Raw genomic sequence first — 25180 nt, forward strand, 5'->3', positions numbered from 1 at the left:
CGGTGCGCAGCTCAGATGCCCCAGCGTGGGATGTGATGGTTGCCATACGAAACCGCGATGTTCTTGGCCTCGCAGAACACTTCAAAGCTGTAATGGTTGCCCTCGCGGCCGGTGCCCGAGGCCTTGGAGCCGCCAAAGGGCTGACGCAGATCGCGCACGTTCTGGCTGTTGACGAAGGTCATGCCCGACTCGATGGCCTTGGCCAGACGAATGGCGCGGCCGGTGTTGTTGGTCCACAGGTAGGACGACAGGCCGTAGATGGTGTCGTTGGCGATGCGCACCGCATCCTCTTCGGTCTTGAAGGGGATGATGCAGGGCACCGGCCCGAAGATTTCTTCCTGGGCAATGCGCATCTTGTTGTCGACGTTGGCAAAGACGGTGGGCTGCACCCAGAAGCCGTTCCTGAACTTCTCATCGACGACCGGTGTGCCGCCGCCGAAGACGACTTCAGCGCCTTCCTGCTTGCCGAGCTCGATGTAGTAATTGACCTTGTCCATGTGACCCTTGGAAATCATCGGGCCGATCACGGTGTTCGGGTCCATCGGGTCTCCGACGGTCAGACGCGACGCACGGGCGGCGAAGTCGGCGACGAACCTGTCGTAGATGCCGGCCTGCACGATGATCCGCGAGCCGGCAGTGCAGCGTTCGCCGTTGTTCGAGAAGATCATGAAGATCGCAGCGTCGAGGGCGCGCTCGTAGTCGGCGTCGTCGAAGATGATGAAGGGTGACTTGCCGCCCAGCTCCATGGAGAACTTCTTCAGCCCTGCCGCCTTGACGATGCGGTTGCCGGTGGCGGTGGAGCCGGTGAAGGAGATCGAGCGCACGTCAGGATGCGACACCAGTGGCTCGCCTGCCTTGTCGCCGAAGCCCTGCACCACGTTGAAGACGCCCGGGGGGATGCCGGCTTCCAGCGCCAGTTCGCCCAGACGGTTGGCGGTCAGCGGAGAGAGCTCGGACATCTTCATCACGGCCGTGTTGCCGAAGGCCAGGCAGGGCGCCGTCTTCCACGTCGCGGTCATGAAGGGCACGTTCCACGGTGAGATCAGCGCGCAGACGCCGACCGGCTGCCACAGCGTGTAGTTCAGGTGGCCGGTGTCCGAGTCGTAGGTTTCGCCATGCATGTGCTGGATCAGCTCGGCGAAGTAGTTGAAGTTGTCGGACGCGCGTGGGACCAGCACGCGCTTGGTCTGGTTCGTCACCTGGCCGCAGTCGGCGGTTTCCATGTCGGCGATCGGTTCGACGTTGGCGGCGATCAGCTCGCCGAGTTTGCGTACCAGGCGGGCGCGCTCCTTGACCGGCGTGGCGGCCCAGCCCGGGAATGCGGCCTTGGCGGCGGCCACGGCAGCGTTGATTTCTTCAGCGCCGCCGCTCGCGACTTCGGCGAGAACCTCGCCGGTGGCCGGGTTGATGGTGTGGAAGGTTTCCGCGCTCTCGACCTTCTGGCCGTTGATGATGTGCTTGATCATGCTGTTCTCGCTTTCTTGAAAGGGTCGTCGGCGAACCAGGTTCCGTCATCGACGATGGTGTTCATCAGGCAACCGATGCCTTCGATCTCGGTTTCCACGACATCGCCGGCCTTCACATCGGCCAGGCCTTCCGGGGTGCCGGTGAGAATGAGATCGCCCGGTCGGAGCGTCATGAAGGACGACAGGTATTCGATCAGCGTCGGGATGTCGAAAATCATGTCGGCGGTCGTGCCCTGCTGGGTGGTGACGCCGTTGACGCGGGTGGTGAGTGCCAGCTGCATCGGATTGGCGATGTCGTCGCGATCGACCAGCCATGGCCCGATCGGTGTGCAGGCGTCGCGGTTCTTCACCCGCAGATTGGGGCGATACCAGTTCTCGAGGTAGTCGCGGATCGCGTAATCGTTGGCCACGGTATAGCCGGCAACGTAGTCCATCGCATCGGATTTCGCGATGCGGGTGCCGGTCTTGCCGATGACCACCGCCAGCTCGCACTCGTAGTGCATGTAGGTCGCATCGGCGGGGCGGCGGCTGAAAGCGCGGTGTCCGGTGATGGTGTTGGGGCCTTTGAGGAAGACCAGCGGCACTTCGGGCGCCTTGAACGCGAGTTCCTTCGCATGGTCGGCGTAGTTCAGGCCGAGCGCGAACACGGTGCCGGGTACGACCGGCGGGAGCCAGATGACTTCGGTCTCGTCGACGATGCGGCCGTCGGCAAGCTTGAGTTGATGTTCGCCGTGCGGCACGGCTTCGTGGATTGCGCCCTGCCAGGCGATGCGTGCGCGCCTCATTGTGCGGCCTCCGTTGCAGCTTGAATGTTGAACCCGAGCGTGCCGAGCGGGCCCGCCTCGATGTGCACGCTGCTGCCGACCCTGGCCTGAGGAGCCTGGTACTCGACGCCGAGCAGCAATACGTCGCCGACCGACAGGGTCATGAACTCGGTCACGTCGACAAGCAGGCGGGGAACGTCGCGCACCAGCTCGGCAAACGTGCGTGTGCCAACTGCTACGCCATCCACACTGATGGTGAGCTTGAGGTCGGCAAGTCTGCCGGCCTCGGCTGCGGACACGGTCGTGGTTGCGACCGGGCAGGCGCCGTCGAAGCATTTCTCGCGGATCGCCGGCCGGTAGTAGCTTGCGTGCGGCAGGCTGAGGTCCGCCACCAGCACATAGCCCGCAACGGCTTCCAATGCGGTTTCCGCAGTCAGGCGTGCCGCCGGGCGGCCGATGACGATGCCGACTGTGGCGCCGATCTCGACGGCGGTTTCGCCATTCGGCAGGTGTACTGTGGCGCCGTCGCCGACGACGGTATTGGCCGGCTTCACATACATCGCCGGCGCTTTCGGCGCGCCTTTGTAGGGTGCAGCCTCAAGTGCATCGCCGAAACGGGCGAGTGAGCGGTGGTCGTTCAGGACCACACCGTAGACCGTGCCCAGTTGCGGGGGCAGTGTCTGGGGAGAGGACGATTTAAGCGTCATGATTCGGACTCTGGGTAATGAATTGAGGGGTCAGCCGCCGGTCGCATGGACCAGCCACAGCGAGATTCCGGGTACGAAGACCAGCAATGCGATGCGCAGGAGATCCGAGGCGAGGAAGCACAGCACGCCGCTGGCCGTCTCCTTCAGGGGTACGTCGCGCGCGAGCTTGTTGATCACGTAGAGGTTCATGCCCACCGGCGGCGTGACCAGACCGATCTCGACCACCATCAGGGCGACGATGCCGAACCAGATCGACTTGTCCGAATCGGGCATGCCGTAGAAGTCCAGACCCATGATCACGGGGTAGAAGATGGGGATGGTCAGCAGGATCATGGCCAGCGAATCCATCACGCAGCCCAGCACCAGGTAGATCAGCAGGATGGCGAGCAGCACCAGCATCGGCTCGAAGCCGCTGTCCTTCACCCAGTTGGCGAGCTCGACCGGAAGTTGTGACAGTGCGAGCGAGGCATTGAGCAGGTCGGCGCCGAGCAGCACGACAAAGATCATCGCAGTGGCGTGGGCGGTGCCATAGACGCTTTGCACGAAGTCCTTCGTTTTCATCCCGCCCGATACCGCAGCAATGATCCCGCATGCAGCTGCACCGATCGATGCAGCTTCGGTGGGGTTTGCCCAGCCGCCGTAGATGCCGACGATCACCACCAGAAACACCATCAGTACCGGCAGGATGCCGAGCTGGGCGCGCAGCATGGTGCCCAGGCTGGCGCGCTCGCCGGCCGGACCGGCTGACGGATCGCGGGTGACCATGATGCGGATGACCAGCAGATAGCCGAGGGCCGCGAGAATGCCCGGGATGACCGCAGCGACGAAGAGCTTGCCGATCGACTCCTGGGTGAGCACGGCGTAGATCACCAGTGGCACGGAAGGCGGGATCAGGATGCCAAGCGTACCGCTCGCTGCCAGCGTGGCGGTGGCGAGCTTGCCGGAGTAGCCGTGTGCGCGCAGTTCAGGCAGCGCCACCTGACCCATTGTTGCCGCGGTGGCCAGCGAGGAGCCGCAGATCGCGCCGAAGGCCGCACACGCCGCTGTGGACGCCATGGCCAGACCGCCGCGCCAGTGTCCGATCAGGGTGCCGGCGGCGCGGAATAGCGCTTTCGACAGCCCGCCGTGGGTGGCGAACTGGCCCATCAGGATGAACAGGGGAATGACGGCCAGGTCGTAGTTCGACAGGCGGGCATAGACCAGGTTGTTGAGGGTGAACAGCAGCCCTGCAGGCTCCCAAGTGTTCACTGCCAGGTAGATCGCTGCGCCAGCAATGAACATGGCGATGCCAATATGGATGCGTACGGCCAGCAGGCCGAGCAGGCCGGTAAAGCCGATCACGCCGATCATTGTGCCGCTCATGCTTCACCTCCGGTCAGCATCTTGCGTTGAGAGAAGGCGGCTGCGAAACGATATGCTGCGCACACGGCCATCATGGCCAGGCTGGGGACCAGCGCTGCGACCGGAATCCAGACCGGCAGCGATACCAGCGGTGTAACCTCGCCGGCTTCGTGAATCGAGATTGCAGCGAGGGCGGTTCTCCATGCGAGCACACCCGCAAAGAGCGCCACGAGCAACTCGGCAATGCCATCGATCGACCGCTTCAGACGCGACTGCATGCCATCTGTAAAGAAATCCACCTTGAGGTGCTCGCCGAGCAGGGTGCAATAAGGAAGAAAGGCCGCTGCCGCAACGGCGGTGCCCGCCTGCATCAGCTCGATGTCGCCGGTGACGGAGCCGAATCCAATCTTGCGTCCGATGATCGAGACGAGCGACATGCAGATGAGGCCGACGAAAATGAGTCCGCCGATCAGCGCCATGCCCTTGGCCGCGGTAATCAGGTAGTGCTCGGTGAGGTTGTGTTCAACCAGTTCGTGGGGCTGGCCCATTGGGTCGTGCGTGGCTGTCGTGCTCATAGCCCTGCCACCTTTTGGCGTGCGCTAGCCAGCAATTGCCGGATTGTCATTGTCTCCACTCCTTGTTGAGGGCCTGTGATTAACGGGGCCGCGTGAAACTTATTAATATGTTAGTAATTAAACTGCTAACATCTTAGTAAGTCAAGCGCTAAAATAGCTTCAAGAAAATTTTGGTGATCTCCGTCTTTCAACCCACTGACGCAAGGAGCGCTGGCCATGCCGCGCAAGATCGTTTATCGCAATCTCCCGCTGTTGTTACTGAAGGCGCGCGAGAGTTTTCTCAGTCACTTTCGTCCGATCCTCGCCCACTACGGCGTTACCGAGCAGCAGTGGCGGGTGATGCGCTTGTTGAGCGAGCAGGATGAACTCGAGCCATGGCAGATCTGCGAGGCGTGCCAGATCCTGAGTCCTAGCCTCGCGGGTGTGCTTTCACGCATGGAGGATGTCGGCCTGGTGGAACGGCGGCGCGTCCCGGAAGACCAGCGCCGCGTGCTGGTGCGCCTGACGCCCCACAGTCAGGAAATGGTCGACGAGCTGGCGCCGCTGATTGAAGCGCAGTACCACCATCTTGAGGCGACGGTTGGCAAGGACATGCTGAATCAACTGTATGCGATGCTCGACCGTGTGTTGCAGAGCGAATCACTCCCCGTTGAGCATGTCGCATTGCCCGTGACGGCGTTGTCCGAGGGCGCGCAAAAGGGCAGCGGGCGCAAGCGCGCCGGTGCGGCGCGGGACGATCAGGAGTGAGCGGGGAGGGACTGGCGCGTTATGCCCCGAGTCGCACTTGCGAGAGCGACCTCATGGGCTGCCGCCTTCGCATGAGACCTTGAGCTCCGGTCAGGAGCGGCGGCGCAGACTCAGGCCGGCAAGCAGTCCGAGTCCGAGCAGCGACAGCACGGCCGGCTCGGGGATTGCGTTCGATGGGAAGCCGCGAATTTCACCGGCAGGATAAATCGAGGTATGGATGTTTAAGTAAGCCCGTTCGCTTGCGAGTCCGGCTGCGAGTGCGGCTTCGGCGGCTGCGAGGGTGCCTCCTGAGTTAGTAACGAATTGGCTGTTGAAGCTCGCCGCCTGCGTGAGGTCGAAGGTCGCATCGTAAGTGCCCGAGCTCGACCCAACAGGGAAGCCGGGAAGGGAGGGGGAGGTCACCGCCACGCCGGCATTTCCCGACTTGGGCAGCACTGTGCAGCAATGCAAATGGGCGGCAGAGGCGGTGGCGCTCAAGTCCGCGAAAACGATATTGAAAACCAGCGTGTGCGCAGCATCGTCGTACAGGATGATCGCCGTGCCAGTTGCTGCCGATCCATTCGGCGGATCCTCTGCCGCGTCGGACAAGCTGCTTGAGTAGGTAAAGAGGGTGGCCTGAACGTTTCCCGCGAACAGCGCGGCCAGTCCCAGCAAGGTGATTGAGCGCAGTGACATGATGCCTCCTTCCAATCGGGGTAGGGACGTGGGGTAGGGACGTCGCAAAGAGCCACCTCGTGGCCACCTTGAGCTCTGCGCTGAAGCGTATTGCTTTGTTCTAGCGCAACGCAGGGCTTTTGCAAGGGCGCCGCTTGTGTCAGCGAAGGCCGCTTCCAGGCCTGGTTCGAACCGCTTGCACGCGACCCTGTCCGGCGCGCCGTGAACACTCGCCTGGCGTGCGCTGCGCCTCGATGGACATCACGTCTTTCGCCCTTCCTTGACTTCATGACCCGGGCTATTCCGTCTGCTGTTGCGGGCCGAATGCGAGCCAGGTCTGCATCCGGATTTTTGCGCTGCAGCTTGCGTGATCGCTCTTTGTGCAATTAAACTTGCATTGAGATTTCTTGTGCAAAATGTTTTGCACAAATCTATCTTGCTCCCTTTGCCACATTGTTCGACCGCAATGCGCAATGTCCGCGCTCAGGAAGCAAGACCTGTTAAGGGGCCGCATGGCAGACGAAACGAAAGCAGGCAGTGTCGCAATGGCAATGGCGCCGGCCACGGTGCAGGCCTTGCGCGAACTGGTGGTCCGCATCAGTCGTGGCGAGGCAGAGCTTACCCTTGGCAGCAAGGCACTCAAGGTGCTCGCGAGTCTGGTCGAGCGTCCGGACGAGGTTGCGGTCAGCAGCATCATGTCGCTGGCGGCCAGCGTGGGGGTCAATGCCTCCACCCTTTCCCGGCTCGCGCGCAGCCTTGGGTACGACAGCTTCGCCCAGTTCCAGCAGGTGTTTCGTGACGCCCTGACGCGCGGCCAGCAGCGTTTCTACAGTGAGCAGGGGCAGCGTCTGCTCGACGATGACGTGCACGCTGCGGACGGTCCGCTTGCGGTGGTGGCGCAGCTGGCGCAGGAATCGATCCGCAATATCGACGGCTGTCTGGCTCAGCTTGAAGCCCGCGATCTGACCGCTGCTGCTGCACTGCTGGCACAGGCGCGCAGGGTGCGCGTGTTCGGCGCGCGGCAGATGCATGCCGTGGCGAGCTTCCTGTCCTATGGTCTTGGCCTGATCCGCCCCGAAGTCGGCCTGCTCGACGGCCCGGGGCAAAGCATCGCGGCCTCGCTTGCGCACCTGGGGCGCGGCGACGTGCTCCTGCTGTCGGGGGTTTCCCCCTACAGCCGGCAGGCAGTGGTTGTCGCTCGCGCAGCATCCGCTGCCGGCATCAAGGTGATCGCGATCACGGATTCGCGCGCATCTCCGCTCACGGCCTGTGCGGATCACGCGTTCTTCATTCCCCATTCGAGCAGTTTCATCAGCAACAGCATTGGCGCCTATGTGGTGTTCTGCGAAGGGCTGATCAATCTTGTTGCCAAGGCGCTCGGCAGCAAGGCTCTGAAGTCACTTGAGCGCCAGGAAGAATTTATCGCAAAGCTGGACATTGAAATGCGTTGAGCGCGCAGCGCGCCTGATGCACATGAATCACGCCGTCGCTACGACGCAATAAGGACAGACATGAGCTACGAAAACATCCTCTATTCCATGACGGACGGCATTGCCGAGATCCGTTTCAATCGCCCGCACCGTCTCAATGCGGTCACGGCGAAATTCTACGAAGAGTTCAACGAGGCGCTCGGCATTGCCGAGGCCGACGGCGACGCACGTGTCGTGCTGATTACCGGCGAAGGCCGTGCCTTCTGCGTTGGCGCCGACCTCAAGGAGCACAAGGTCGGGCGTACGGCCTTCGACCGCCGGCAGTATCTGCAGGGCGAGCAGATCGTGTGCAAGCGCCTCATTCAGTTGCGCAAGCCGGTGGTCGCCGCGGTGAATGGCTATGCGCTGGGCGCCGGGGCCGAGCTGGCGATGGCGTCCGACTTCATCGTGATGGCCGAGAGCGCGCAGATCGGCCTGCCCGAGATCAGCATCGGCAATTTCCTCGGTGGCGGGGTGACCTGGCTGCTGCCGCGGCTGGTGGGGCTGGCCAAGGCACGCGAGTTGGTCTTTCTGGGTGAGCGCATCGGCGGCGCGGAGGCGGTGCGGTTCGGCCTCGCCAATCGCAGCTTTGCGGATGAAGGCTTTCATGAGGCGGCACGTGCATTCGCACACAAGCTGGCGACCAAGGCACCGTTCTCGATGGCACTCGCCAAGGAGCAGCTCAACATGGCGGCCGACCGCGGTCTGGATGCGGCACTCACTGCCGAACTGGAAGGAATGACGTTTGTTGGTACCACGCGCGACTGGCAGGAAGGCGTCGATGCCTTTGCCGAGAAGCGCACGCCGGTATTCAGGGGAGAATGAGATGAGCATGCATGACCAGCCTGCAGTGCTGCCAATGAAGAGCCCGTTGCACGATTTTCTGGCGCCGGACTCGATCGCCATCGTCGGTGCGTCGGCCGACCCCACCAAGCGTGGCTACAAGGCCATGATCGGGCTGATCAAGGACGGCTATGGTGGCGCGATCTATCCGATCAACCCCAAGACCGACATGATTCTCGGGGTGAAGACCTGCGCTTCGCTCGACGCAGTGCCGGGGCCGGTTGACCTGGCGCTGATCTGCACGCCCGCCAGCACGGTGCCGGGCATCCTCGCCGAGTGCGGCCGCAAGGGGGTCAAAGGCGCGATCGTGCTTGCCAGCGGCTTCAAGGAAACCGGGGCCGAAGGCGCAAAGCTCGAGCAGCAGGTGCTCGACGCCGCACGTGCCGGCGGAGTGCGGGTGATCGGCCCGAATACGTCGGGCATGTTCAACCTGCACAAGAAGGTGAACCTGCTCGCGCTGGCCAACGTCAAGGCAGGCGACATCGGCTTCATCTCGCAATCGGGCAACATGCTGCTGTCCCTGGTGCTGGAGGCAGAGCATAACGGTCACGTCGGCTTCTCGACCTATGTCGGTCCGGGTAACCAGACCGATATCGGCTTCAACGACTATCTGCGCTATCTCGGCGAAGATCCGCAGACCAAGGTGGCCACGCTCTATGTCGAGGGCTTCCGCGATGGGCAGCGCTTCCTTGAGGTGGCTCGCGAGATCTCGGCGACGAAGCCGGTGGTGGTGTACAAGTCCGGCTCGACCGAGCAGGGGCAGAAAGCAGCCAGTTCGCACACCGGATCGCTCGCCGGCAGCTATGCGATGACGGTCGATCTGCTGCGCCAGGTGGGCGTGAGCGTGGTGCAGCATTCCAACGAGATCCTGCCGGTTGCCGAAGGCCTTGGCCTGATGCAGAAGGCGCCGGGCAAGCGCGTGGCAGTGATCGCCGACGGCGGCGGTCAGGCTACGATTGCCTCCGACCGTCTCGCCGAGGCCGGGCTTGAGCTGGCCGAACTCAGCGAGCACACCCGGCGCCGCCTGGGCGAGATCCTGCTGCCCCAGGCCTCGCTGGTGAATCCGGTGGACGTGGCCGGCAGCAGCGATGCCAATCCGGCGCTGCTCGCCGAGTGCATGGAGATCGTGGCCGAAGACGACAATGTGGACAGCATCTTTCTGGTCGGCATGTTCGGTGGCTACAGCATTCGCTTCGCCGAAGACCTGCTTGGCGGCGAGATGCGGGGGGCAGAGTCGATGATCGAACTCGCCCGCCGTGTCGACAAGGCGGTGGTGGTCTACAGCCTCTATGCGCCGATCAAGCCGCCTGCGCTGCGTCGGCTGCACGAGGCCGGTCTGCCGGTGTATACCTCGATCGAACATGCGGTGCGCGTGCTCGCCGCCCTGGGCGAACGCGGCATTTACCTGAAGAGTCGTGCGGTCGCTTCGCATGCGCCTGCGGTGGTGCCGAGCGAGGACATGAAGGCGATGTTCGCCCGTGCCCAGAACGAAGGCCGCGACCTGTTCGAGTTCGAGGCCAAGACCCTGCTTCGCGCCCACGGTGTCGATGTGGCGCCGGAAGTGATCGTGCGCAGTGCGGATGAACTGCCTGCCGTTGCCGCGCAGTTCGGCGAACAGGCGCTGGTGATGAAGGTGGTCTCCAAGGACATCCTGCACAAGTCCGATGCCGGCGGGGTGAAGCTCAACCTGCGCGGTGAGGCCGATCTGCACCAGGCCTTCGACAGCATCATGAGCTCGTGTCGCGCCTACGATCCGAATGCGGACATCCGCGGCGCGCTGGTGACGCCGATGGCGAAGAAGGGCACCGAGGTCATCATCGGCGTCAGCCGTGATCCGATCTTCGGGCCGGTGCTGATGTTCGGCCTCGGGGGCATCTTTGTCGAGATCCTCAAGGACGTCGCCTTCCGCGCCATCCCGCTGTCGCAGCTCGATGCCGAGTCGATGGTCGATCAGCTCAAGGCACGCAAGGTGCTGGAAGGCGCGCGCGGTGAGCCACCTGCCGACAAGGCGGCGCTGGTCGATCTGCTGCTCAAGGTGTCGGGCATCGTCAGCGCCTATCCGCAGATCTCCGAGCTCGACCTCAATCCGGTGATCGCCTATCCCGACGGCTATGCTGCCGTGGATGCCCGCATCATCATCAACCGTTCCGTACTCTGATCCTGCCGGAGCCCGCACAATGAATCTGCCCCAACTCACCGATGCCCTGCTGGACGTCAGCAACCGGGTCGCCACGCTCACCCTCAACCGCCACGATGTGCGCAACGCGCTGACCGGCACCGGCCTCATCGAGGACATCATCACCGTCGCCGAGTGGATCAACCGCTGCGACGAGGTGTCGGTGCTCGTCATCACCGGCGCCGGCTCGGCCTTTTCGTCCGGTGGCAACGTCAAGGACATGGCCGACCGCGGCGGCGACTTCGCCGGTGATGTCGCCGAGGTCGCCACCCGCTACCGCCGCGGCATCCAGCGCATTCCGCTGGCGCTGCAGCAGGTCGAAGTGCCGGTCATCGCCGCGGTCAACGGTCCGGCCATCGGCGCCGGCTTCGATCTCGCCAACATGGCCGACATCCGCATCGCATCGGAAAAAGCCAAGTTCGGCGAAACCTTCCTCAACCTCGGCATCATCCCGGGTGACGGCGGCGCCTGGTTCATGCAGCGCCTGATCGGCTACCAGCGTGCCTTCGAGCTGACCCTGAGCGGGCGCATCGTGGGCGCGGTCGAGGCCAAGGAGATCGGTATCGTGCTCGACGTCGTGGCGCCCGAGGAACTGATGACCCGCGCCGGCGAGATCGCCGCCCGCTTCGCAGCCCAGCCGCCCAAGGCGGTGCGTCTGACCAAGCGCCTGATGAAAATGGCGCAGCGCATGGAGCTGAAGGACTTCCTCGACCTCAGCGCCGCCTTCCAGGGCATGTGCCACAACGAGCCCGAGCATCTGGATGCGGTGCGAAAGATGCTGGAGAAGTCCTGACTCCGGACTGATCGACGCCAGACCTCTTGCGCAGGTGCCTGGCGGGCAGCTCGTCCTCCGCTGCGACGGCTGCCACGTGATGGCGCAGACCACAGGAACATCCCATGGCATACGATGAAGGTCTCGCTCAGCGCTTGCGCGAGGTGCTCCAGTCCGAGCGCGACATCGCCGAGAAGAGGATGTTTGGCGGCCTCGCTTTCATGTCCCGCGGCTACATGTTCGTCGGGATCACTGGCGAGTTGCTGATGGCGAGGGTTGGCCCTGACGACTATGAGCAGGCGCTGTCCCGCCCCCATGTGCGGGTGATGGATTTCACCGGAAAACCCATGAGGGGCTATGTCTATGTGGATCCCCCGGGGTTTGAGGCGGATTCGGATCTCTCTGACTGGGTCGGGCGCTGCCATCGATTCGTGCTTACGCTGCCGCCAAAGACGCCCGGATGAGAGTCCGGCTCTGATCGATCTGTCGTCGTATGCCGGGCGCTGCGCTTAAGCGCACAGCGACCGCCCCCTTCGTCTTGCCCTGAGCGAGCCTGGCGCCGGCGCCAGGCCAAACAACCGTTGCTGTGCCGCAGCAGCGGTGAGGATTCCCATTTATTGAGACAGATTCCGGACGAGCCGCAGTATTTGCTGCGACGCCGCGCAGACAGTTGTTGTCAATAAAATTAGCGCTTACTAATATACAGACGTATTCTCAGGATGATGCCGGGGCGACGGAGGGTTTCAAGGTCGCGCGCATGGCAGTCCTGTCCGATGTCGGCTGCGCAGCGCGACTGTTCCCGGCATTCGTTCGCCCGTGACAGGTGCATCAGCAAACAATAACGAGGAGGAGCACAGAATGGCCCATATCGTCATCATAGGCGCCGGAATCGGCGGCTTGCCGATGGCCTACGAGATGCGCGACCACGCGCGCCCGGAGGACCGCATCACCGTCGTTTCAAAGGACGCCAAGTTTCATTTCGTGCCGTCGAACCCCTGGGTGGCGGTGAACTGGCGCTCGCGCGAGGACATCGAGGTCGATCCGGCCGAAGTGCTCGCCCGGCGCAATATCGACTTCATCCCGGTCGCGGCAAAGCGCGTCGAACCGGGCGAGAATGCACTCGAACTCGAGGATGGGCGCCGCATCGAGTACGACTATCTCGTCATCGCCACCGGTCCCCGGCTGGCCTTCGACGAAGTGCCCGGCCTCGGGCCGCACGGCGGTTTCACGCAGTCGGTGTGTCATGTCGATCATGCGGTCACGTCGGAGAAGGCATGGCAGGCCTTCGTTGCCGATCCGGGGCCGATTGTCGTCGGCGCGGTGCAGGGCGCCTCGTGCTTCGGGCCGGCCTATGAGTTCGCGATGATCCTCGACGCCGACCTGCGCAAACGCAAGCTGCGCGACCGCGTGCCGATGACCTTCGTCACCTCCGAGCCCTATATCGGACACCTGGGCCTGGCAGGGGTGGGTGATTCCAAGGGCATCATGGAGTCGGCCTTCCGCGAGCGCCACGTCAAGTGGATCTGCAACGCCAGAGTGGAGCGCATCGAGGACGGCAGGATGCATGTCCTCGAGCATGACGACGACGGAAAGGAAAAGCGCCGCCACGAACTGCCGTTCAAGTACTCGATGATGCTGCCTGCGTTCAAGGGCGTTGAGGCAGTGTTCGGCATCGAGGGGCTGGTCAATCCGCGCGGCTTCGTGATCATCGACGAGCATCAGCGCAATCCGACCTTCCGCAACGTGTTCTCCGTTGGCGTGTGTGTGGCAATTCCGCCGGTCGAGGCGACGCCGGTGCCGACCGGCACACCGAAGACGGGCTACATGATCGAGTCAATGGTCACCGCCACGGCGATGAACATCCGCTCGCTGCTCGACGGCGAACCGGCGACCGAGAAGGCGACCTGGAACGCAGTGTGTCTGGCCGACTTCGGCGACACTGGCGCAGCTTTCGTGGCGATCCCGCAGATCCCGCCGCGCAACATGAACTGGTTCGGTCAGGGCAAGTGGGTGCACCTGGCCAAGATCGGCTTCGAGAAGTACTTCCTGCGCAAGATGCGCAAGGGCACGACCGAGCCGGTCTATGAGCGGGTGGTGATGAGCGCCATCGGCATCGCCAAGCTCAAGAACGGCAGCTAGTCAGGCCGCGCCTCACTTGAGCAGGCGTCTCCGGGTGAGCGCGAGGGCGAGCCAGAAGGCGACGCTGCAATAGCCCATCAGCACGAGCAGATGCAGGGCGGTGTGCTCGGGCATGTGGCCGAGCAGCAGCGGCCGGGCGAGCTCGATGGCGTGGGACAGCGGCAGCAGTGTGGTCGCCGCGCGGATGATGGGTGGCAACTGGTCCGCTGGAAAGAACACCCCCGACACCAGCATCATCGGCGTGATGAACAGGGTGAAGTAGTACATGAAGAAGTCGTAGCTTGGCGCCAGCGCGGTGACGATCAGCCCGAGTGCGCCAAAGGTGAGCCCGACCAGAAAGATGAGCGGCGGCACCCACAGCACGTAGCGCGTGTCGACCAGCCCGAACAGGCTGATCACCAGCAGAATGGCCACGCCCGACAGCAAGGCCTTGGATGCGGCCCACATGAGTTCGGCAAAGACCACGTCGTCGAGCGACACCGGTGCGTTGAGAATCGCATCCCAGGTGCGTTGCACATGCATGCGCGAAAAGCTCGAATACAGCACCTCGAAGGTGGCGCTGTTCATGGTCGAGTAGCACACCATGCCGGCCGCAAGAAAGCTGATGTAGGACACGCCGCCCACCTCGGGCACCAGCATGCCGATACCGAACCCCAGCCCGAACAGGTAGATCACCGGATCAGCCAGATTGCCCAGCACGGAGGGCAGCGCAAGCTTGCGCCACACCAGGAAGTTGCGCTGCCATACGGGGACGAAGCGCAGCGAGAGCTGTGGCAGGCGCCAGTGATTGGGCGTCATCTGCGGGGTCCGTTACGTTCGCCGGCGGCCGGCATGCCGGGGACGGGTGCAAGCCTATGCATCGGCAGACTCCCCGCCGCGCGCAAGGCAGCGTCGATAGCGCGTTTCGACACGCTTGGCGAACCACCCCGTCGTCAGCTTGCGGCTGATCTTGGGGCCGGCGAGTGCGATCTGCGGCAGCACGGCGCGTGCCAGCGGGCGTCCTGCGCGCTTTTCCGCCAGCTCGAAGACGCGCTTGTACAGCCGGCTGTCTTCAAACGCTTCGGTATCGCCCTCCTCGAGTGCGCGGCGAATGGCGCGCTCGTCCATGTCGATCGACTTGCCCAGCGTGCGCACTGCGCGTTCGGTGGCGCCGGGGGCGTCGGATGCGGAGTTGCCGTGAATGATCAGGTCGCCGTCGAGCGCCAGCCTGATCCCCGAGGCCAGACTCACCGCCTCCTGGAAAGCCGCATTGCGGCTGGCATAGTGTCCGGCATTGAAGTCGGCAAAGCGGTACAGCTGACTGTCGTAGCTCGCGGGGTAGTCGAGCAGATGGGCGATACCGAAGTACATGCCGCCGTGACGGGTGAACACCTCGCGCCGGATGGAGTCGGTGACCAGGTAAGGATAGGTCCGCCGCTTTGCATGCTGCTCGGCAAAGGCGACGCTGACCTGCATCGCGCCCGCGGTGCGTACCGGGTTGAGGTCGCCGAACAGCCGCTTGCCCAGCGGCACCATGCTGATGAAGTCCTCGAAGATCAGGCTCAGCTCGCGCTCGGTCCGGACCGTGTCGAGCCGTTCGCCATACGAGTCGCCATTGGGCGAGGGGAGTTTCAGCGCAATGCGCACTGCGAGCATGGGGATGCCGAGGCTGTCGGCGCGACGCTCGATTTCGCTCCACGCGATCTTCGGCAGGCCGGCAACCGGTGGGTCCGCAGTGATACCTGATTCCTGCTCCGCAACCGCGAGTGCAGCGCACAGGTTCGACGCGCTCGGGGTGATCTCAAGGCTGGTGAACGCGACCTGCACGTCGGCCGCCCAGGCCTCACGGTCCTTGGTGCCGGGTGGCAGCAGGCGCGCAACGTGTGCGCGTATCTCGGCCGGGCTCGGCGGGGCGGGTTCGAAGTCGCGAATCGTGCCCGAACAGCCGGCAAGCAGGGCAAGGCAGATGACTGCGCTCCAGCTTCGTGTGCGCGTGAGCCGTGAATTTGAATTCATTCTTTTCGTGCCTCAGTCTCAGTCGCGAAGGTCGCGACCCGTGAGCTTGAGGAAGACGTCTTCCAGGTTTGCCGGGCGGTGCAGGTAGCGCAGGCCGGGCTGGGTGGCGAGGTGGGCGAGCAGGGGGGCAGCATCGTGCAGGTAGCAGAAGGCGGTTTCGCCACTGATCTCGAAGCGGTCGGAAAGCGCTGCTGCATGCGCATCGGCCCAGGCTGCGGCGCCACCGCCGGCCGGCAGCGCATGGCCGTTGGTCCAGTCGCCGAAGACTTCCACGACCTGCGGTTCGATATGCTCGGCGATGACGTCGCGCGGGCTGCCGCCAGCGAGCACGCGCCCATTGTCGAGAATGGCCAGGTGGTCGGACAGGCGTTCGGCCTCGTCCATGAAATGGGTGGTCAGCAACACCGTGGTACCGCTGCGGATAAGCTGCTTGAGGCGGTCCCAGATCAGGTGGCGGGCCTGCGGGTCGAGCCCGGTGGTCGGCTCGTCGAGCACCAGCAGTTCGGGCTGATTGACCAGCGCGCGTGCCAGCGTGAGGCGCCGCTTCATGCCGCCCGACAGCGACTGGATGCGGGCGTCGCGTTTGCTTTCGAGCCCGGCGAAGGCCAGCAGCGCCGGGATGCGGGCCTTGATCGCAGCATCGGAGAGACCGAAGTAGCGGCCATAGACGAGCAGGTTCTCGGCGCAGGTGAAGTCGGGGTCGAGGTTGTCGATCTGCGGCACGATGCCCACCCGCATGCGCGCCTCGCGGGCGCGCTCGGGCACCGCTTCGCCGCACAGGCGGATGCTGCCTGCGCTGGGCGCCGTGAGGCCGAGGGCACAGCGCAGCGTGGTGGTCTTGCCCGCGCCGTTGGGGCCGAGCAGGGTAAAGCATTCGCCGGCGCGCAGCTCGAGGTCGATGCCGCGAACCACTTCGGTGTCGTCATAGCGCTTCACCAGGCCGCGAATCAGCAGCGGCGATGGACGCGAGGACGATACCGCGGGTGTTGCCAGGGCCGGGCCGGCGAGCGCTGCCGTCATCAGCCGGCGGGCGGCACGGTGTCGGCGAAGCTCGGACGTGCGAACAGCCGTTTGCTGAGGGCGACCAGGGCGGGGCGGCCCGTCTGCCAGTCGGTTTGCGGCAGGCGCAGGTCGAGGTAGCCCAAGGCGACGCCGACGCTGATGTCGTCGAGCTGTATGGTCTTGCCGCTGAGCCATTCACGACCGCTCGCGCGTTTCTCCAGCTCGTCGAGGCAGCGCCGGATCTTGTCCAGCTGACGCTCGATCGTGACGGCGCTCTGTTGTTCGGGCGGGCGCTTGCTTTCGAGGAAGGCCACAACTGCTGCATCGAGAATACCGTCGGCCAGGGCTTCGGTCTGGCGCACTCGCACGCGTTCGATGCCACCGGCCGGAAGCAGTGCAGGCCCCGTATTCAGGGTTTCGAGATAGCCGGCAACCACGGGCGAGTCGAAGAAGACTTCGCCGCTGTCGAGCACCAGCGCAGGCACCTTGCCCAGCGGGTTGACCTCGGGTACGCGGGTGTTGGCCTCCCACGGAGAGTCCACGACAAGCTCGAAGGGCAGTGACTTCTCCGCGAGCAGGATGCGGATCTTGCGCGCGTAGGGACTGGTGAGTGAGGCGAGCAGTTTCATTGGTCTCTCCTGGTTCAGACGCGGCCGGGGGCCGGCGCGACGTTGCGGGCGATCAGCTCCCGGATCAGATGCAGCTTGCCGTGGAAGAAGTGGTCGGCGCCCGGAATGACGATGATCGGCAGCTCCTGCGGACGTGCCCAGTCGAGCACGTTGCTCAGCGCGACGGTGTCGTCGACTTCGCCGTGGATGATCAGCGTGGGAATGGTGCCGGGCACCGGCGGAGTGTCGTAGCTGCGTGCGCCGTCTGCGGCCACACCTGCGGCCATGCCGACGAGGATCAGCTGCCGCGGCGGATTGATGTCGTTGGCGAGACGGTTGGCGATACGCGTCTGCACGAAGCCACCGAAAGAGAAGCCGCCCAGCGCCAGCGGCAGGCTGCCCCAGCGCGATTGCGCCCAGGCGATCACCGACAGCATGTCTTCGGTTTCACCTTCGCCGTGATCGTGTTCGCCATCGCTCTTGCCCACGCCACGGAAATTGGGGCGAATGGCCGCATAGCCCAGATCGCGGTAGCTGCGCGCCAGCGTGTGCGCCACCTTGTTGGTGTTGGCGCCGCCGAACAGCGGGTGCGGGTGACAGATCAGCGCGACGCCACGGACCGTTTGCGGGGCGTCGATCAGGACTTCGATATTGCCTGCTGCGCCGTGCAGCAGGGCAGATTCGGTGGGAAGCGCACGGGTCATGCCTTGTCTCCATCGGGCAGGCGCAGGCGTTCGACGATGCGGCCGTGCACAAGATGCTGGTCGATGATCTCGTCGACGTCGTCCTTGTCGATATACGTGTACCAGACGTTGTCCGGGTACACCACCATCACCGGGCCGTCGTCGCAGCGCCCGAGGCAGCCGGCCTTGTTGATGCGCACGCTGCCCTTGCCCTTGAGGCCGAGCTGGGCGCTGCGCTCCTTGGCATAGGTCTGCAACTCACTGGCCTTGAAATTGTTGCAGCAGTCGTCGCCGGCTGCACGCTGATTGCAGCAGAAGAACACATGGTGTTTGAAATAGCTCATTCAGGTCTCCGTTGGTGTGCCGATTATAGGCGCCGCGGATTGTCGAGGTGTTCGCCCCGCCACAGGCCGAGTGCCGACAGGTAGGCCAGGGCGACGAAGGGCCAGATACTGGCGACGAGCTGGGTCAGACCGTGGAAATTGAGAAAGTTGCCACGGCTCAGGATGGTGTGGCCGTTGCTGAGGTAGGGGTTCTCCGGCATCAGGTTCACCAGCGCGGTGGCGGCCAGCAGCATGGTGCCGGCCACGGCGTGCTGGATCACCCGTGGCAGCAGCAGGGCCGCGGCGAGCAGGCCGGTGCCGACGATCAGCCCTTTCTCCGCACCCGGCGTAACCCACGCCAGGGGATCGGTGGGCATGAAGAAAGTAGCCGCCGCGAGCGTCTTCGCCCCGATGCCGAGCGCGAGCAGAACCAGGATTGGCCATGGCGCGGCCGTGCGCATCATGCAGCGGGCAAAAAGGCCGATGGCGACGATGGTGCATGCGGTGAGCGCGGCCTCGAAGGCGATGAAGCGCTCGGGGCGGAAGGGCAGCGGAGGCGGAATCGACAGCATGCGGCGGATGTCGCCGCTGCCGAACAGCAGGCTGTCGGGTGTGAGCTGGGTGAGCAGCCACAGTCCGAGCAGAATCAGCCCGACATCGCCGGTATGGCCACCGATGAAGTGTTCGCTGCGCCAGCGTGCCAGTCCGGCCTGGGGGGCGAACAGGCGCCTGCCGCAGCACGCGCCCAGCGCCGCGCCGATCAGGCCGCCAGCGCTGTTGGCGCCGAGGTCGATGTTGCTCGATACCCGCGATGGCAGAAAGTGCTGAACGGTCTCGAGCCCGAAGCTGAACAGGATCGTACCCAGCGTCGTCACCACGATGATGCGCAGCGCCGGCCAGTTCGCGGGCAGGCCGGCAGCGACAATGAAGCCCAGCGGGATGTAGCCGAGCACATTGAACACCAGATCCTCGATCTGGAAATACTTTGGCCACGGCGCAGTCAGGTAGTCGAACAGCGGCAAACCGCTCTCGCGCCAGCCGGCAAACGGGTGCAGGCAGGCGTAGGCCACCAGCAGGGCGTATGCGAAGGCGAGATTGTGGGAGAGCGATGAGCGCGGCACGAACTGGAGAACGGGTGTGATGGTGATGCCCGAGTCTATCCGACTGGCGCAGACGCTGCAGTCTGCTGTCCGCGCCGGGCTAGGAAAAATTTAGGATTCGCGTAGGGCTCTTTTAGCAAGCCGGGATATGGCAGCGGATTAACCTTGCCGCGTGGAGTTTCGACCACGTAACGTATGGTGAGGAAGACGATGAAAATGACTTACATGTCCTGGGGCGCACTGCTGGCGCTGGGGCTTTTCTGCGGCATGCCGGCCCGCGCTGCGGACGGTGCGGCGGCTCAGGCACACGACCGGGGACGCTATCTGGTCGTGATCGGTGGCTGTAACGACTGTCACACACCCGGCTATCCCGAGGCCGGGGGCACGTTGCCCGAGAAGCAATGGCTGGTCGGGAGCCCGGTGGGATTCCAGGGGCCGTGGGGCGTGACCTATCCATCCAATCTGCGCCTGTCGGTACAGAAGATGACCGAAGCGCAGTGGATTGCCCATGCACGTACCGCGATGCGACCGCCGATGCCGTCGCCCAGCCTGATCGCGATGAGTGACAGGGACCTCAAGGCCATCTACCGCTACATCCGCAAGCTTGGCGGGTCAGGCGTCCCGGCGCCCGGCTACGTGCCACCCGGACAGGCAGTGAGCACCCCGTACATCGAGTTCGTGCCCAAGAACCTGCCGCCGGTCATTGCCGGTGCCGGCTCATGAGGCCTTCGCATGTCAGGCCTCACCAGGCCTCACTCGCAGGCGCGATGCCATCGGGATTGCATCCGGTCCGCTGTCGCGGTGGCGGACCGGTGCGCCCGGTCAGGGCATGGCCTCGCGCGCACGCTGGCTGATTGCCTGCATGGCGGGATGGGAGAGTTTGCGTTCGGTCGTGATGGCAAAGATCTGCTCCCTGACCTTGTCGATCTCTCCCACCACCTGCACCTTGTACTGCTCGCAGATGTACGTTGCGATTGCGCGTGGCCCCACGAACAGCCCGGCACCCGCCTGGCCGAATGCCTTCATCAGCGCGCTGTCGTCGAACTCGGCCACGATCCGGGGCTGTACCTTGCTGCGCTCCAGCCATTGCAGCAAGGCTGGCCGGTAGGCGACGTCTTCGCCCGGCAGCAGAAACGGTGCGCGGTCGAGCAGTGCCGGGAAGCCGGCCGGCAGGCGGGCAGCGAGGCCCGAGCTGGCGAAAACCGATAGCGGACTCTCGCCCAGCAAGTGGCTGAAGCCACGCACGCTGACACCAGGGGGCAGGGGGCGGTCGGCGATGACGATGTCGAGCCGATGCACGGCGAGTTCTCCGAGCAGGTTCTCCAGCCGGCCTTCTCGGCACACCAGGCGCGGTGCGTTGTCGAGCTGGAGCGCGGGCTCGATCAGCTGATACACAACCGATTTCGGCATGGCGTCCGCAATGCCGATGCGAAAAGGCAGCGGGATGCTCAGGGACTCGTCGCGCATCAGCTCGACGATCTGGTCGCCGAGCGCGAAGATCTCATCGGCGTGACCCAGGATGCGCCGCCCGGCATCGGTGAGCTCGAGTCGGCGTCCGACGCGGCGGAACAGGCTGGCACCCAGGCTGGTTTCCAGGGTCGTGAGCTGGGCGCTGATCGAGTGCGGCGTCAGGTGCAGCAGCCTGGCGGCCTGCGCAATGCTGCCCGCGCGCGCAACGGTCCAGAAGTAGCGCAGATGCTTGTAGTTGAGCGTCATCGTGCCAATACATCCAAAAAGTCGATGTGATGCGTCAATATATTCGACTTTATCGTGCATTGGCCATCGCCTATCTTGATTACGCAGTCAGCGCATTTCGCCTGACCGTCGATGGACCCGCAGCGCTCGGCAGCAATCGCAGCCGACTGCGTGGCCCGATTCGATCATGGAGAAACAGACATGCGTCAATATGCAACCGATAGCACCCAGGCCGCCGCCCGTATTCTGGCCCTCACCATCCTGGCCGATGGCGGGCTGGATCAGACAGAACTGAATTCCGTCACCCGCTCGGAGGCCGCCAGACGGCTGCAGATCGCTGAGGCGGATTTCGAGCAGGTGTTGCAGGAATATTGCCAGGACCTGCTGCAGGGCGCCGACTATCTGGACGGCATCGCCTTGCGCCTGGCACCAGAGGTGTTGCGCGGACTGCTTGATGAAATTCGCGACCCGGCGTTCCAGCAGCTGATTCTGCGCACGATGCACGACATCGTCGAAGCGGACGGCATCAGTACGGAGGAAGAGGTCGCCCTGCTGTCGCAAACCGCAGCCGTCTGGGGCACGACGGCAACCTTCACGCCGATCGCCGAAAGCCGAACCGGGTAAGGCGTCCGTCCGTCCGACCGGGCCGAGTCCGGTCGGCAGCACATAATCGGGAGTTGAAACACCACATGAACCATCGAGACGCACCGGTAGAGCACGACAACCATCTTGCAGTGCGAAACGAAGACCCTCTGATCGATCGCCTGCACTGGGTGATCCGGCAGGCAATCCGGCTACTGGCCGTACTGATGGTTGCGGTCATCCTTTGGTGCGTTGCAGACGTGGTGCTGGTGCTGTACGAGAAGCTGTCCGCGCCGCCTTTCATGCTGCTCGACCTGAACGACATTTTCGTGGTCTTTGCGGCTTTTCTCGCAGTGCTGATCGCGATCGAGATCTTCGCCAACATCACGCTCTACCTGCGCGACGACGTCATCCACGTCAAACTCGTCCTCGCCACCGCGCTGATGGCGATCGCTCGAAAAGTCATTGTGCTGGATCTCAGCGTGCTTGAACCGAGCTATCTGTATGCCATCGGTGTCGTCGTGCTGGCGCTCGGCATCACCTACTGGCTGGTTTCGCTGAAGCCGGAGCGGACCTGAGGGGTGTCAGCCGGTGATGCGCAGGAAGACCTTGTACAGCGATGGTGCGCCGACCGTGAGCACCATGACCCGCAAGGCATGGCACACGGTCACCATCGGCACGCCGAGGTGCAGTACCTTGGCGGTGATGCACATCTCCGCCACGCCACCCGGTGCGGCAGACAGCACCAGGGTGGCAAACGGGGTGTCCGACACGCTCGTGGCAATGTAGGCGAGCACGCAGCCAAGGGCGACGGCGAACAGCGCGGAAAGGGTGGCGACCGCCAGAAAATGCGGTGCTGCACGAAAGAACGAGGGTGAGAAGCGGCAACCCAGCGCGCAGCCAATCAGCAGTTGGCCGCCGTTGATCACCCACCAGGGCAGCGCCGACAGGCTGATGCCGAGTGCGGTCACCAGCCCCACCCCGATCAGGGGCCCCAGCACCCATGCATTGCCGATGCGCAGCGCTGTCAGCAGGCCCACCCCGCACAGGCTGGCGCCGACCAGCGCAGGCAGTTGTTCCGGCAGCACCGCGGTAGACAGCGGGGTGTACAGGTCGGAGCCGTGTGCGCCGAACCAGCTCAGGCCGAACGGCACCACGGCCACCACCACCATCACCCGCAGGGCGTGGGCGGCGGCAATTCGGTCGATGGCGCCGCCGAAGCGCTCGGCGACCACCGCCATTTCGGAGGCGCCGCCGGGCAGCGACGCAAAGAAGGCTGTGGGCTTGTCCACCGCTGCCAGGCGGGCGGTGAGCAGGGCACACAGCAGACCTACCACCAGCGCGCCCCCCGAGATGATGGTGACCAGCAAGAGGTTGTCGAGCAGCAGGCGGATGACCTCCGGGGTGAAGTACAGCCCGAGCGCGGTGCCAATGGCCCACTGGCCCGCGTGCCGTCCGCCGGGTGGCCCTTGCAGCGGGGCGCCGAGAATGCGCAGCAGCGCGATCGCGAACAGCGGCCCGATCATCCACGGCAGGGGGCTATGAACCGCCTGTGCGGCGGTGCCGGCGGCGGTGGCGAGGACCAGCGTCAGACAGATGAGGGCAGGCGCGCGGAGATGGCCGGCGAGCGGACGTTGAGCCATGGAATGATTTCGGTTCGATGCGGCGCTTCACGGCTGTGGCGCGATGGTGTCGCGCCACTGGATCAGGAAGTCACGGCCCTTGAGTTGGTCTAGGTAGGTGAGCAGGCCGGCGCCGATGCGAATCGGGCGGAATGCGCTGCCGAGCTCCCTGTCGAGATTGTCCGCAGCTTCGTCGTTGGGTACGTCGGTCCGCACCGAGTAGAAGCCGGGGCTGCGCGACAGCAAGCGTTGGCCGCGCATCGACAGCAGGTAGTCGAGCCACAGGCGTGCCGCATTCGGATGCTTCGCCTGACGCGCGATGAAGGCCACCCGGCTCATTACCAGGGTGTAGTCGTGCGGCAGCACCACCCCCAGTCTCGGATCCTGTTCCGCGCGGAGCTGGGCATAGGAGCCGAGCAGGTTGTAACCCAGCGTGGCCTGGCCTGCCGCGATGCGGTCGAGCATGTCCGCGGTCGAGGGTTCGGTCTGCACGCCGAGGCGTCCGAACGCTTCGGCGAGGCGCCAGAACACGACCGGATTGGCGAGCACGTCCTGACTGTGGAGCAGAAAGCCGAGGCCCGAGCGTGCAGGGTCGTAGGTAATCAGCTTGCCCCGTAACTGCGCCGGGGCGCGGGCCAGCAGGCGCAGCAGCTCCGCATGACTGCGGGGCACATCGTCGGCATGCATGAGCTCGCGGTTGTACACCATGGCGACCGGCTCGAGGCTGGTGCCGAAGGCTTCGTCCTTCCATACCGCCCACTTCGGCAGCGCCGCAGTCTCGTCGGAATGGTAGACCTGAGCATGGCCGTCGTTGACCAGCTTCACCTGCAGGTCCATGGCCGAACTCCACACCAGATCGGCACCCCCGCCTGTCCTGGCTTCGGACACGAACTGGCGGTAGAGATCGGTGGAGCTCATGTCGCGATAGTCGACGCAGACATCGGGGTAGAGCTTGCCGAAGTCCTCGATCAGGGGGCGGGCGACGCTGATGTCGGTGGCGGCGTAGATCACCACAACGCCCTCGCGCCTCGCTGCAGCCTCGATGTCGGACGTGGTCGCGGCAAGTGTCGTCTGCGCTGCACAGAACAATGCGCATGCGAGGAGGAGCAGCCCGGTCAGGGCGGGTGGCAGTCGAATCACGAGCTTCCTCCGGTTTTCATGGGCGAAGCTTTGCACGAAAGATTTTTTCCGGCAGGATAATCGGCCTTCAACCTTTCGATCCACTTTCATTACCATGCGTCTGCTTCTCGTTGAAGATCATGCGGACCTGGCCGAGTGGGTGTCGAAGGCCCTGATTCAGGCCGGTTACGCGGTCGACGTGATGACCCGCGGCGACCATGCCGACCATGCGCTGGTGACGCAGCCCTACGATGCGGTCATCCTCGATCTGTCGCTGCCCGGCCTGGATGGCCTCGAGGTGCTGCGGCGGATGCGCGAGCGCGAGGCGACCGCGCAGATCCCGGTGCTGGTGCTGACCGCACGCAGCAGCACCGAGGACAAGGTGCGTGGCCTCAACCTCGGGGCGGACGATTACCTGCCCAAGCCCTTCGACCTTTCGGAGCTCGAGGCCCGCATCAAGGCCTTGTTGCGACGTGCGGGCAACCTGGTGCCGACCGTGCGCATCGGCAGGCTCGAGTTCGACATCACCTCCCGCCTTGCGAGCGTGGAGCGCAAGCCGCTGGCCCTGACGCCGCGCGAACTGGCGGTGCTTGAAGTGCTGATCTCGCGCCAGGGGCGGCCGGTCGCGCGCGAAACCCTGTTCGAGAAGATCTTCGCCTTCGACGAGGAGGCGCGCGCCGAAGCGATCGAGATCTACGTTCACCGCTTGCGCAAGAAGCTCGAAGGCTCCGGTGCGGTGGTGACCACGCTGCGCGGCCTGGGTTACCTGATCGATGAAGCCGTCGAGGACTGACGCAC

Annotated in this window: 27 protein-coding genes; 11 read left to right on the plus strand and 16 right to left on the minus strand. The window is 64.3% G+C overall.

The window, feature by feature from the left end; all coding sequences use genetic code 11:
• Positions 1-11: 11 nt before the first annotated feature.
• From hpaE to CEW83_RS16495, 5 genes are read right to left on the minus strand one after another with little or no spacing between them, the layout of a single operon-like run.
• The gene (hpaE, locus tag CEW83_RS16475; protein ID WP_108950307.1) at positions 12-1466 is read right to left on the minus strand and encodes a 5-carboxymethyl-2-hydroxymuconate semialdehyde dehydrogenase; all 1455 of its coding nucleotides are present in this window, start codon (positions 1464-1466) and stop codon (positions 12-14) included.
• Positions 1463-2251 (minus strand): fumarylacetoacetate hydrolase family protein, encoded by a 789-nt coding sequence (locus tag CEW83_RS16480; protein ID WP_108950308.1) that lies wholly within the window; start codon positions 2249-2251, stop codon positions 1463-1465. The genes hpaE and CEW83_RS16480 overlap by 4 nt, the downstream gene beginning before the upstream one ends.
• Positions 2248-2937 (minus strand): fumarylacetoacetate hydrolase family protein, encoded by a 690-nt coding sequence (locus tag CEW83_RS16485; RefSeq protein WP_108950309.1) that lies wholly within the window; start codon positions 2935-2937, stop codon positions 2248-2250. Before CEW83_RS16485 ends, CEW83_RS16480 begins: the two co-directional genes overlap by 4 nt.
• A gap of 30 nt (positions 2938-2967) precedes the next feature.
• Positions 2968-4299: a TRAP transporter large permease gene (locus CEW83_RS16490; RefSeq protein WP_108950310.1), complete on the minus strand. Its 1332-nt coding sequence runs from the start codon at positions 4297-4299 to the stop codon at positions 2968-2970.
• Positions 4296-4853 carry a TRAP transporter small permease gene (locus CEW83_RS16495; RefSeq protein WP_108950311.1) on the minus strand — a complete coding sequence of 186 codons (558 nt, stop codon included), beginning with the start codon at positions 4851-4853 and terminating at the stop codon, positions 4296-4298. The genes CEW83_RS16490 and CEW83_RS16495 overlap by 4 nt, the downstream gene beginning before the upstream one ends.
• 216 nt (positions 4854-5069) lie before the next feature.
• Here CEW83_RS16495 and hpaR point away from each other — a divergent pair, with 216 nt between their 5' ends.
• Complete coding sequence (gene hpaR, locus CEW83_RS16500; RefSeq protein ID WP_108950312.1) at positions 5070-5600, plus strand: homoprotocatechuate degradation operon regulator HpaR; 531 nt, start codon at positions 5070-5072, stop codon at positions 5598-5600.
• A 90-nt stretch (positions 5601-5690) separates the two neighbouring features.
• On the opposite strand, the gene CEW83_RS16505 is transcribed toward hpaR, so the two are convergent.
• The gene (locus CEW83_RS16505) at positions 5691-6275 is read right to left on the minus strand and encodes a CHRD domain-containing protein (protein WP_108951485.1); all 585 of its coding nucleotides are present in this window, start codon (positions 6273-6275) and stop codon (positions 5691-5693) included.
• A 491-nt stretch (positions 6276-6766) separates the two neighbouring features.
• Here CEW83_RS16505 and CEW83_RS16510 point away from each other — a divergent pair, with 491 nt between their 5' ends.
• From CEW83_RS16510 to CEW83_RS16535, 6 genes are all read left to right on the plus strand, one after another.
• The gene (locus CEW83_RS16510) at positions 6767-7705 is read left to right on the plus strand and encodes a MurR/RpiR family transcriptional regulator (RefSeq protein WP_199915145.1); all 939 of its coding nucleotides are present in this window, start codon (positions 6767-6769) and stop codon (positions 7703-7705) included.
• A gap of 60 nt (positions 7706-7765) precedes the next feature.
• Entirely contained in the window at positions 7766-8548 is a 783-nt protein-coding gene (locus CEW83_RS16515; RefSeq protein ID WP_108950313.1) for an enoyl-CoA hydratase/isomerase family protein, read from the plus strand.
• Position 8549: 1 nt separating this feature from the next.
• Entirely contained in the window at positions 8550-10724 is a 2175-nt protein-coding gene (locus CEW83_RS16520) for an acetate--CoA ligase (protein ID WP_234418876.1), read from the plus strand.
• A 19-nt stretch (positions 10725-10743) separates the two neighbouring features.
• Entirely contained in the window at positions 10744-11535 is a 792-nt protein-coding gene (locus CEW83_RS16525; protein WP_108950314.1) for an enoyl-CoA hydratase-related protein, read from the plus strand.
• 104 nt (positions 11536-11639) lie between these two features.
• Entirely contained in the window at positions 11640-11978 is a 339-nt protein-coding gene (locus CEW83_RS16530) for a TfoX/Sxy family protein (RefSeq protein WP_108950315.1), read from the plus strand.
• 394 nt (positions 11979-12372) lie between these two features.
• Entirely contained in the window at positions 12373-13653 is a 1281-nt protein-coding gene (locus tag CEW83_RS16535) for an NAD(P)/FAD-dependent oxidoreductase (RefSeq protein ID WP_108950316.1), read from the plus strand.
• 12 nt (positions 13654-13665) lie between these two features.
• Here CEW83_RS16535 and CEW83_RS16540 read toward each other — a convergent pair whose 3' ends face one another.
• Genes CEW83_RS16540 through CEW83_RS16570 form a run of 7 tightly spaced genes read right to left on the minus strand, consistent with a single transcriptional unit; the run spans position 13666 to position 19385 of the window.
• Positions 13666-14451 (minus strand): ABC transporter permease, encoded by a 786-nt coding sequence (locus CEW83_RS16540; RefSeq protein WP_108950317.1) that lies wholly within the window; start codon positions 14449-14451, stop codon positions 13666-13668.
• 54 nt (positions 14452-14505) lie between these two features.
• Positions 14506-15648: a DUF1615 domain-containing protein gene (locus tag CEW83_RS16545; protein ID WP_108950318.1), complete on the minus strand. Its 1143-nt coding sequence runs from the start codon at positions 15646-15648 to the stop codon at positions 14506-14508.
• An 18-nt stretch (positions 15649-15666) separates the two neighbouring features.
• Positions 15667-16668, minus strand: a complete 1002-nt coding sequence (locus CEW83_RS16550) for an ATP-binding cassette domain-containing protein (RefSeq protein ID WP_108950319.1) — start codon at positions 16666-16668, stop codon at positions 15667-15669.
• Positions 16668-17279: a glutathione S-transferase gene (locus CEW83_RS16555; RefSeq protein WP_108950320.1), complete on the minus strand. Its 612-nt coding sequence runs from the start codon at positions 17277-17279 to the stop codon at positions 16668-16670. Before CEW83_RS16555 ends, CEW83_RS16550 begins: the two co-directional genes overlap by 1 nt.
• A 14-nt stretch (positions 17280-17293) precedes the next feature.
• Entirely contained in the window at positions 17294-17962 is a 669-nt protein-coding gene (locus tag CEW83_RS16560; RefSeq protein WP_108950321.1) for an alpha/beta hydrolase, read from the minus strand.
• Positions 17959-18285 (minus strand): (2Fe-2S) ferredoxin domain-containing protein, encoded by a 327-nt coding sequence (locus CEW83_RS16565; protein WP_108950322.1) that lies wholly within the window; start codon positions 18283-18285, stop codon positions 17959-17961. The genes CEW83_RS16560 and CEW83_RS16565 overlap by 4 nt, the downstream gene beginning before the upstream one ends.
• A 23-nt stretch (positions 18286-18308) precedes the next feature.
• The gene (locus CEW83_RS16570) at positions 18309-19385 is read right to left on the minus strand and encodes a VanZ family protein (protein WP_108950323.1); all 1077 of its coding nucleotides are present in this window, start codon (positions 19383-19385) and stop codon (positions 18309-18311) included.
• 195 nt (positions 19386-19580) lie between these two features.
• Here CEW83_RS16570 and CEW83_RS16575 point away from each other — a divergent pair, with 195 nt between their 5' ends.
• Positions 19581-20087, plus strand: coding sequence for a cytochrome C (locus tag CEW83_RS16575; RefSeq protein ID WP_199915146.1), 507 nt, complete (start codon positions 19581-19583; stop codon positions 20085-20087).
• A 99-nt stretch (positions 20088-20186) separates the two neighbouring features.
• Here the strand turns inward: CEW83_RS16575 and CEW83_RS16580 are convergent, their stop codons facing one another.
• Entirely contained in the window at positions 20187-21080 is an 894-nt protein-coding gene (locus tag CEW83_RS16580) for a LysR family transcriptional regulator (protein WP_108950325.1), read from the minus strand.
• 111 nt (positions 21081-21191) lie between these two features.
• Here CEW83_RS16580 and CEW83_RS16585 point away from each other — a divergent pair, with 111 nt between their 5' ends.
• Positions 21192-21683, plus strand: a complete 492-nt coding sequence (locus tag CEW83_RS16585) for a TerB family tellurite resistance protein (RefSeq protein WP_234418877.1) — start codon at positions 21192-21194, stop codon at positions 21681-21683.
• Between the two features lie 65 nt (positions 21684-21748).
• Positions 21749-22219, plus strand: a complete 471-nt coding sequence (locus tag CEW83_RS16590) for a phosphate-starvation-inducible PsiE family protein (RefSeq protein ID WP_108950326.1) — start codon at positions 21749-21751, stop codon at positions 22217-22219.
• Between the two features lie 6 nt (positions 22220-22225).
• Here CEW83_RS16590 and CEW83_RS16595 read toward each other — a convergent pair whose 3' ends face one another.
• The gene (locus tag CEW83_RS16595) at positions 22226-23284 is read right to left on the minus strand and encodes an AbrB family transcriptional regulator (RefSeq protein ID WP_108950327.1); all 1059 of its coding nucleotides are present in this window, start codon (positions 23282-23284) and stop codon (positions 22226-22228) included.
• 27 nt (positions 23285-23311) lie between these two features.
• The gene (locus CEW83_RS16600; protein ID WP_234418878.1) at positions 23312-24403 is read right to left on the minus strand and encodes an ABC transporter substrate-binding protein; all 1092 of its coding nucleotides are present in this window, start codon (positions 24401-24403) and stop codon (positions 23312-23314) included.
• 94 nt (positions 24404-24497) lie between these two features.
• On the opposite strand from CEW83_RS16600, the gene CEW83_RS16605 reads away from it, so the two are divergent.
• Positions 24498-25175 carry a response regulator gene (locus CEW83_RS16605; RefSeq protein ID WP_108950328.1) on the plus strand — a complete coding sequence of 226 codons (678 nt, stop codon included), beginning with the start codon at positions 24498-24500 and terminating at the stop codon, positions 25173-25175.
• The last annotated feature ends 5 nt before the right edge of the window (positions 25176-25180 follow it).

This window comes from Parazoarcus communis (genome assembly GCF_003111645.1).
Lineage (GTDB): Bacteria > Pseudomonadota > Gammaproteobacteria > Burkholderiales > Rhodocyclaceae > Parazoarcus > Parazoarcus communis_A.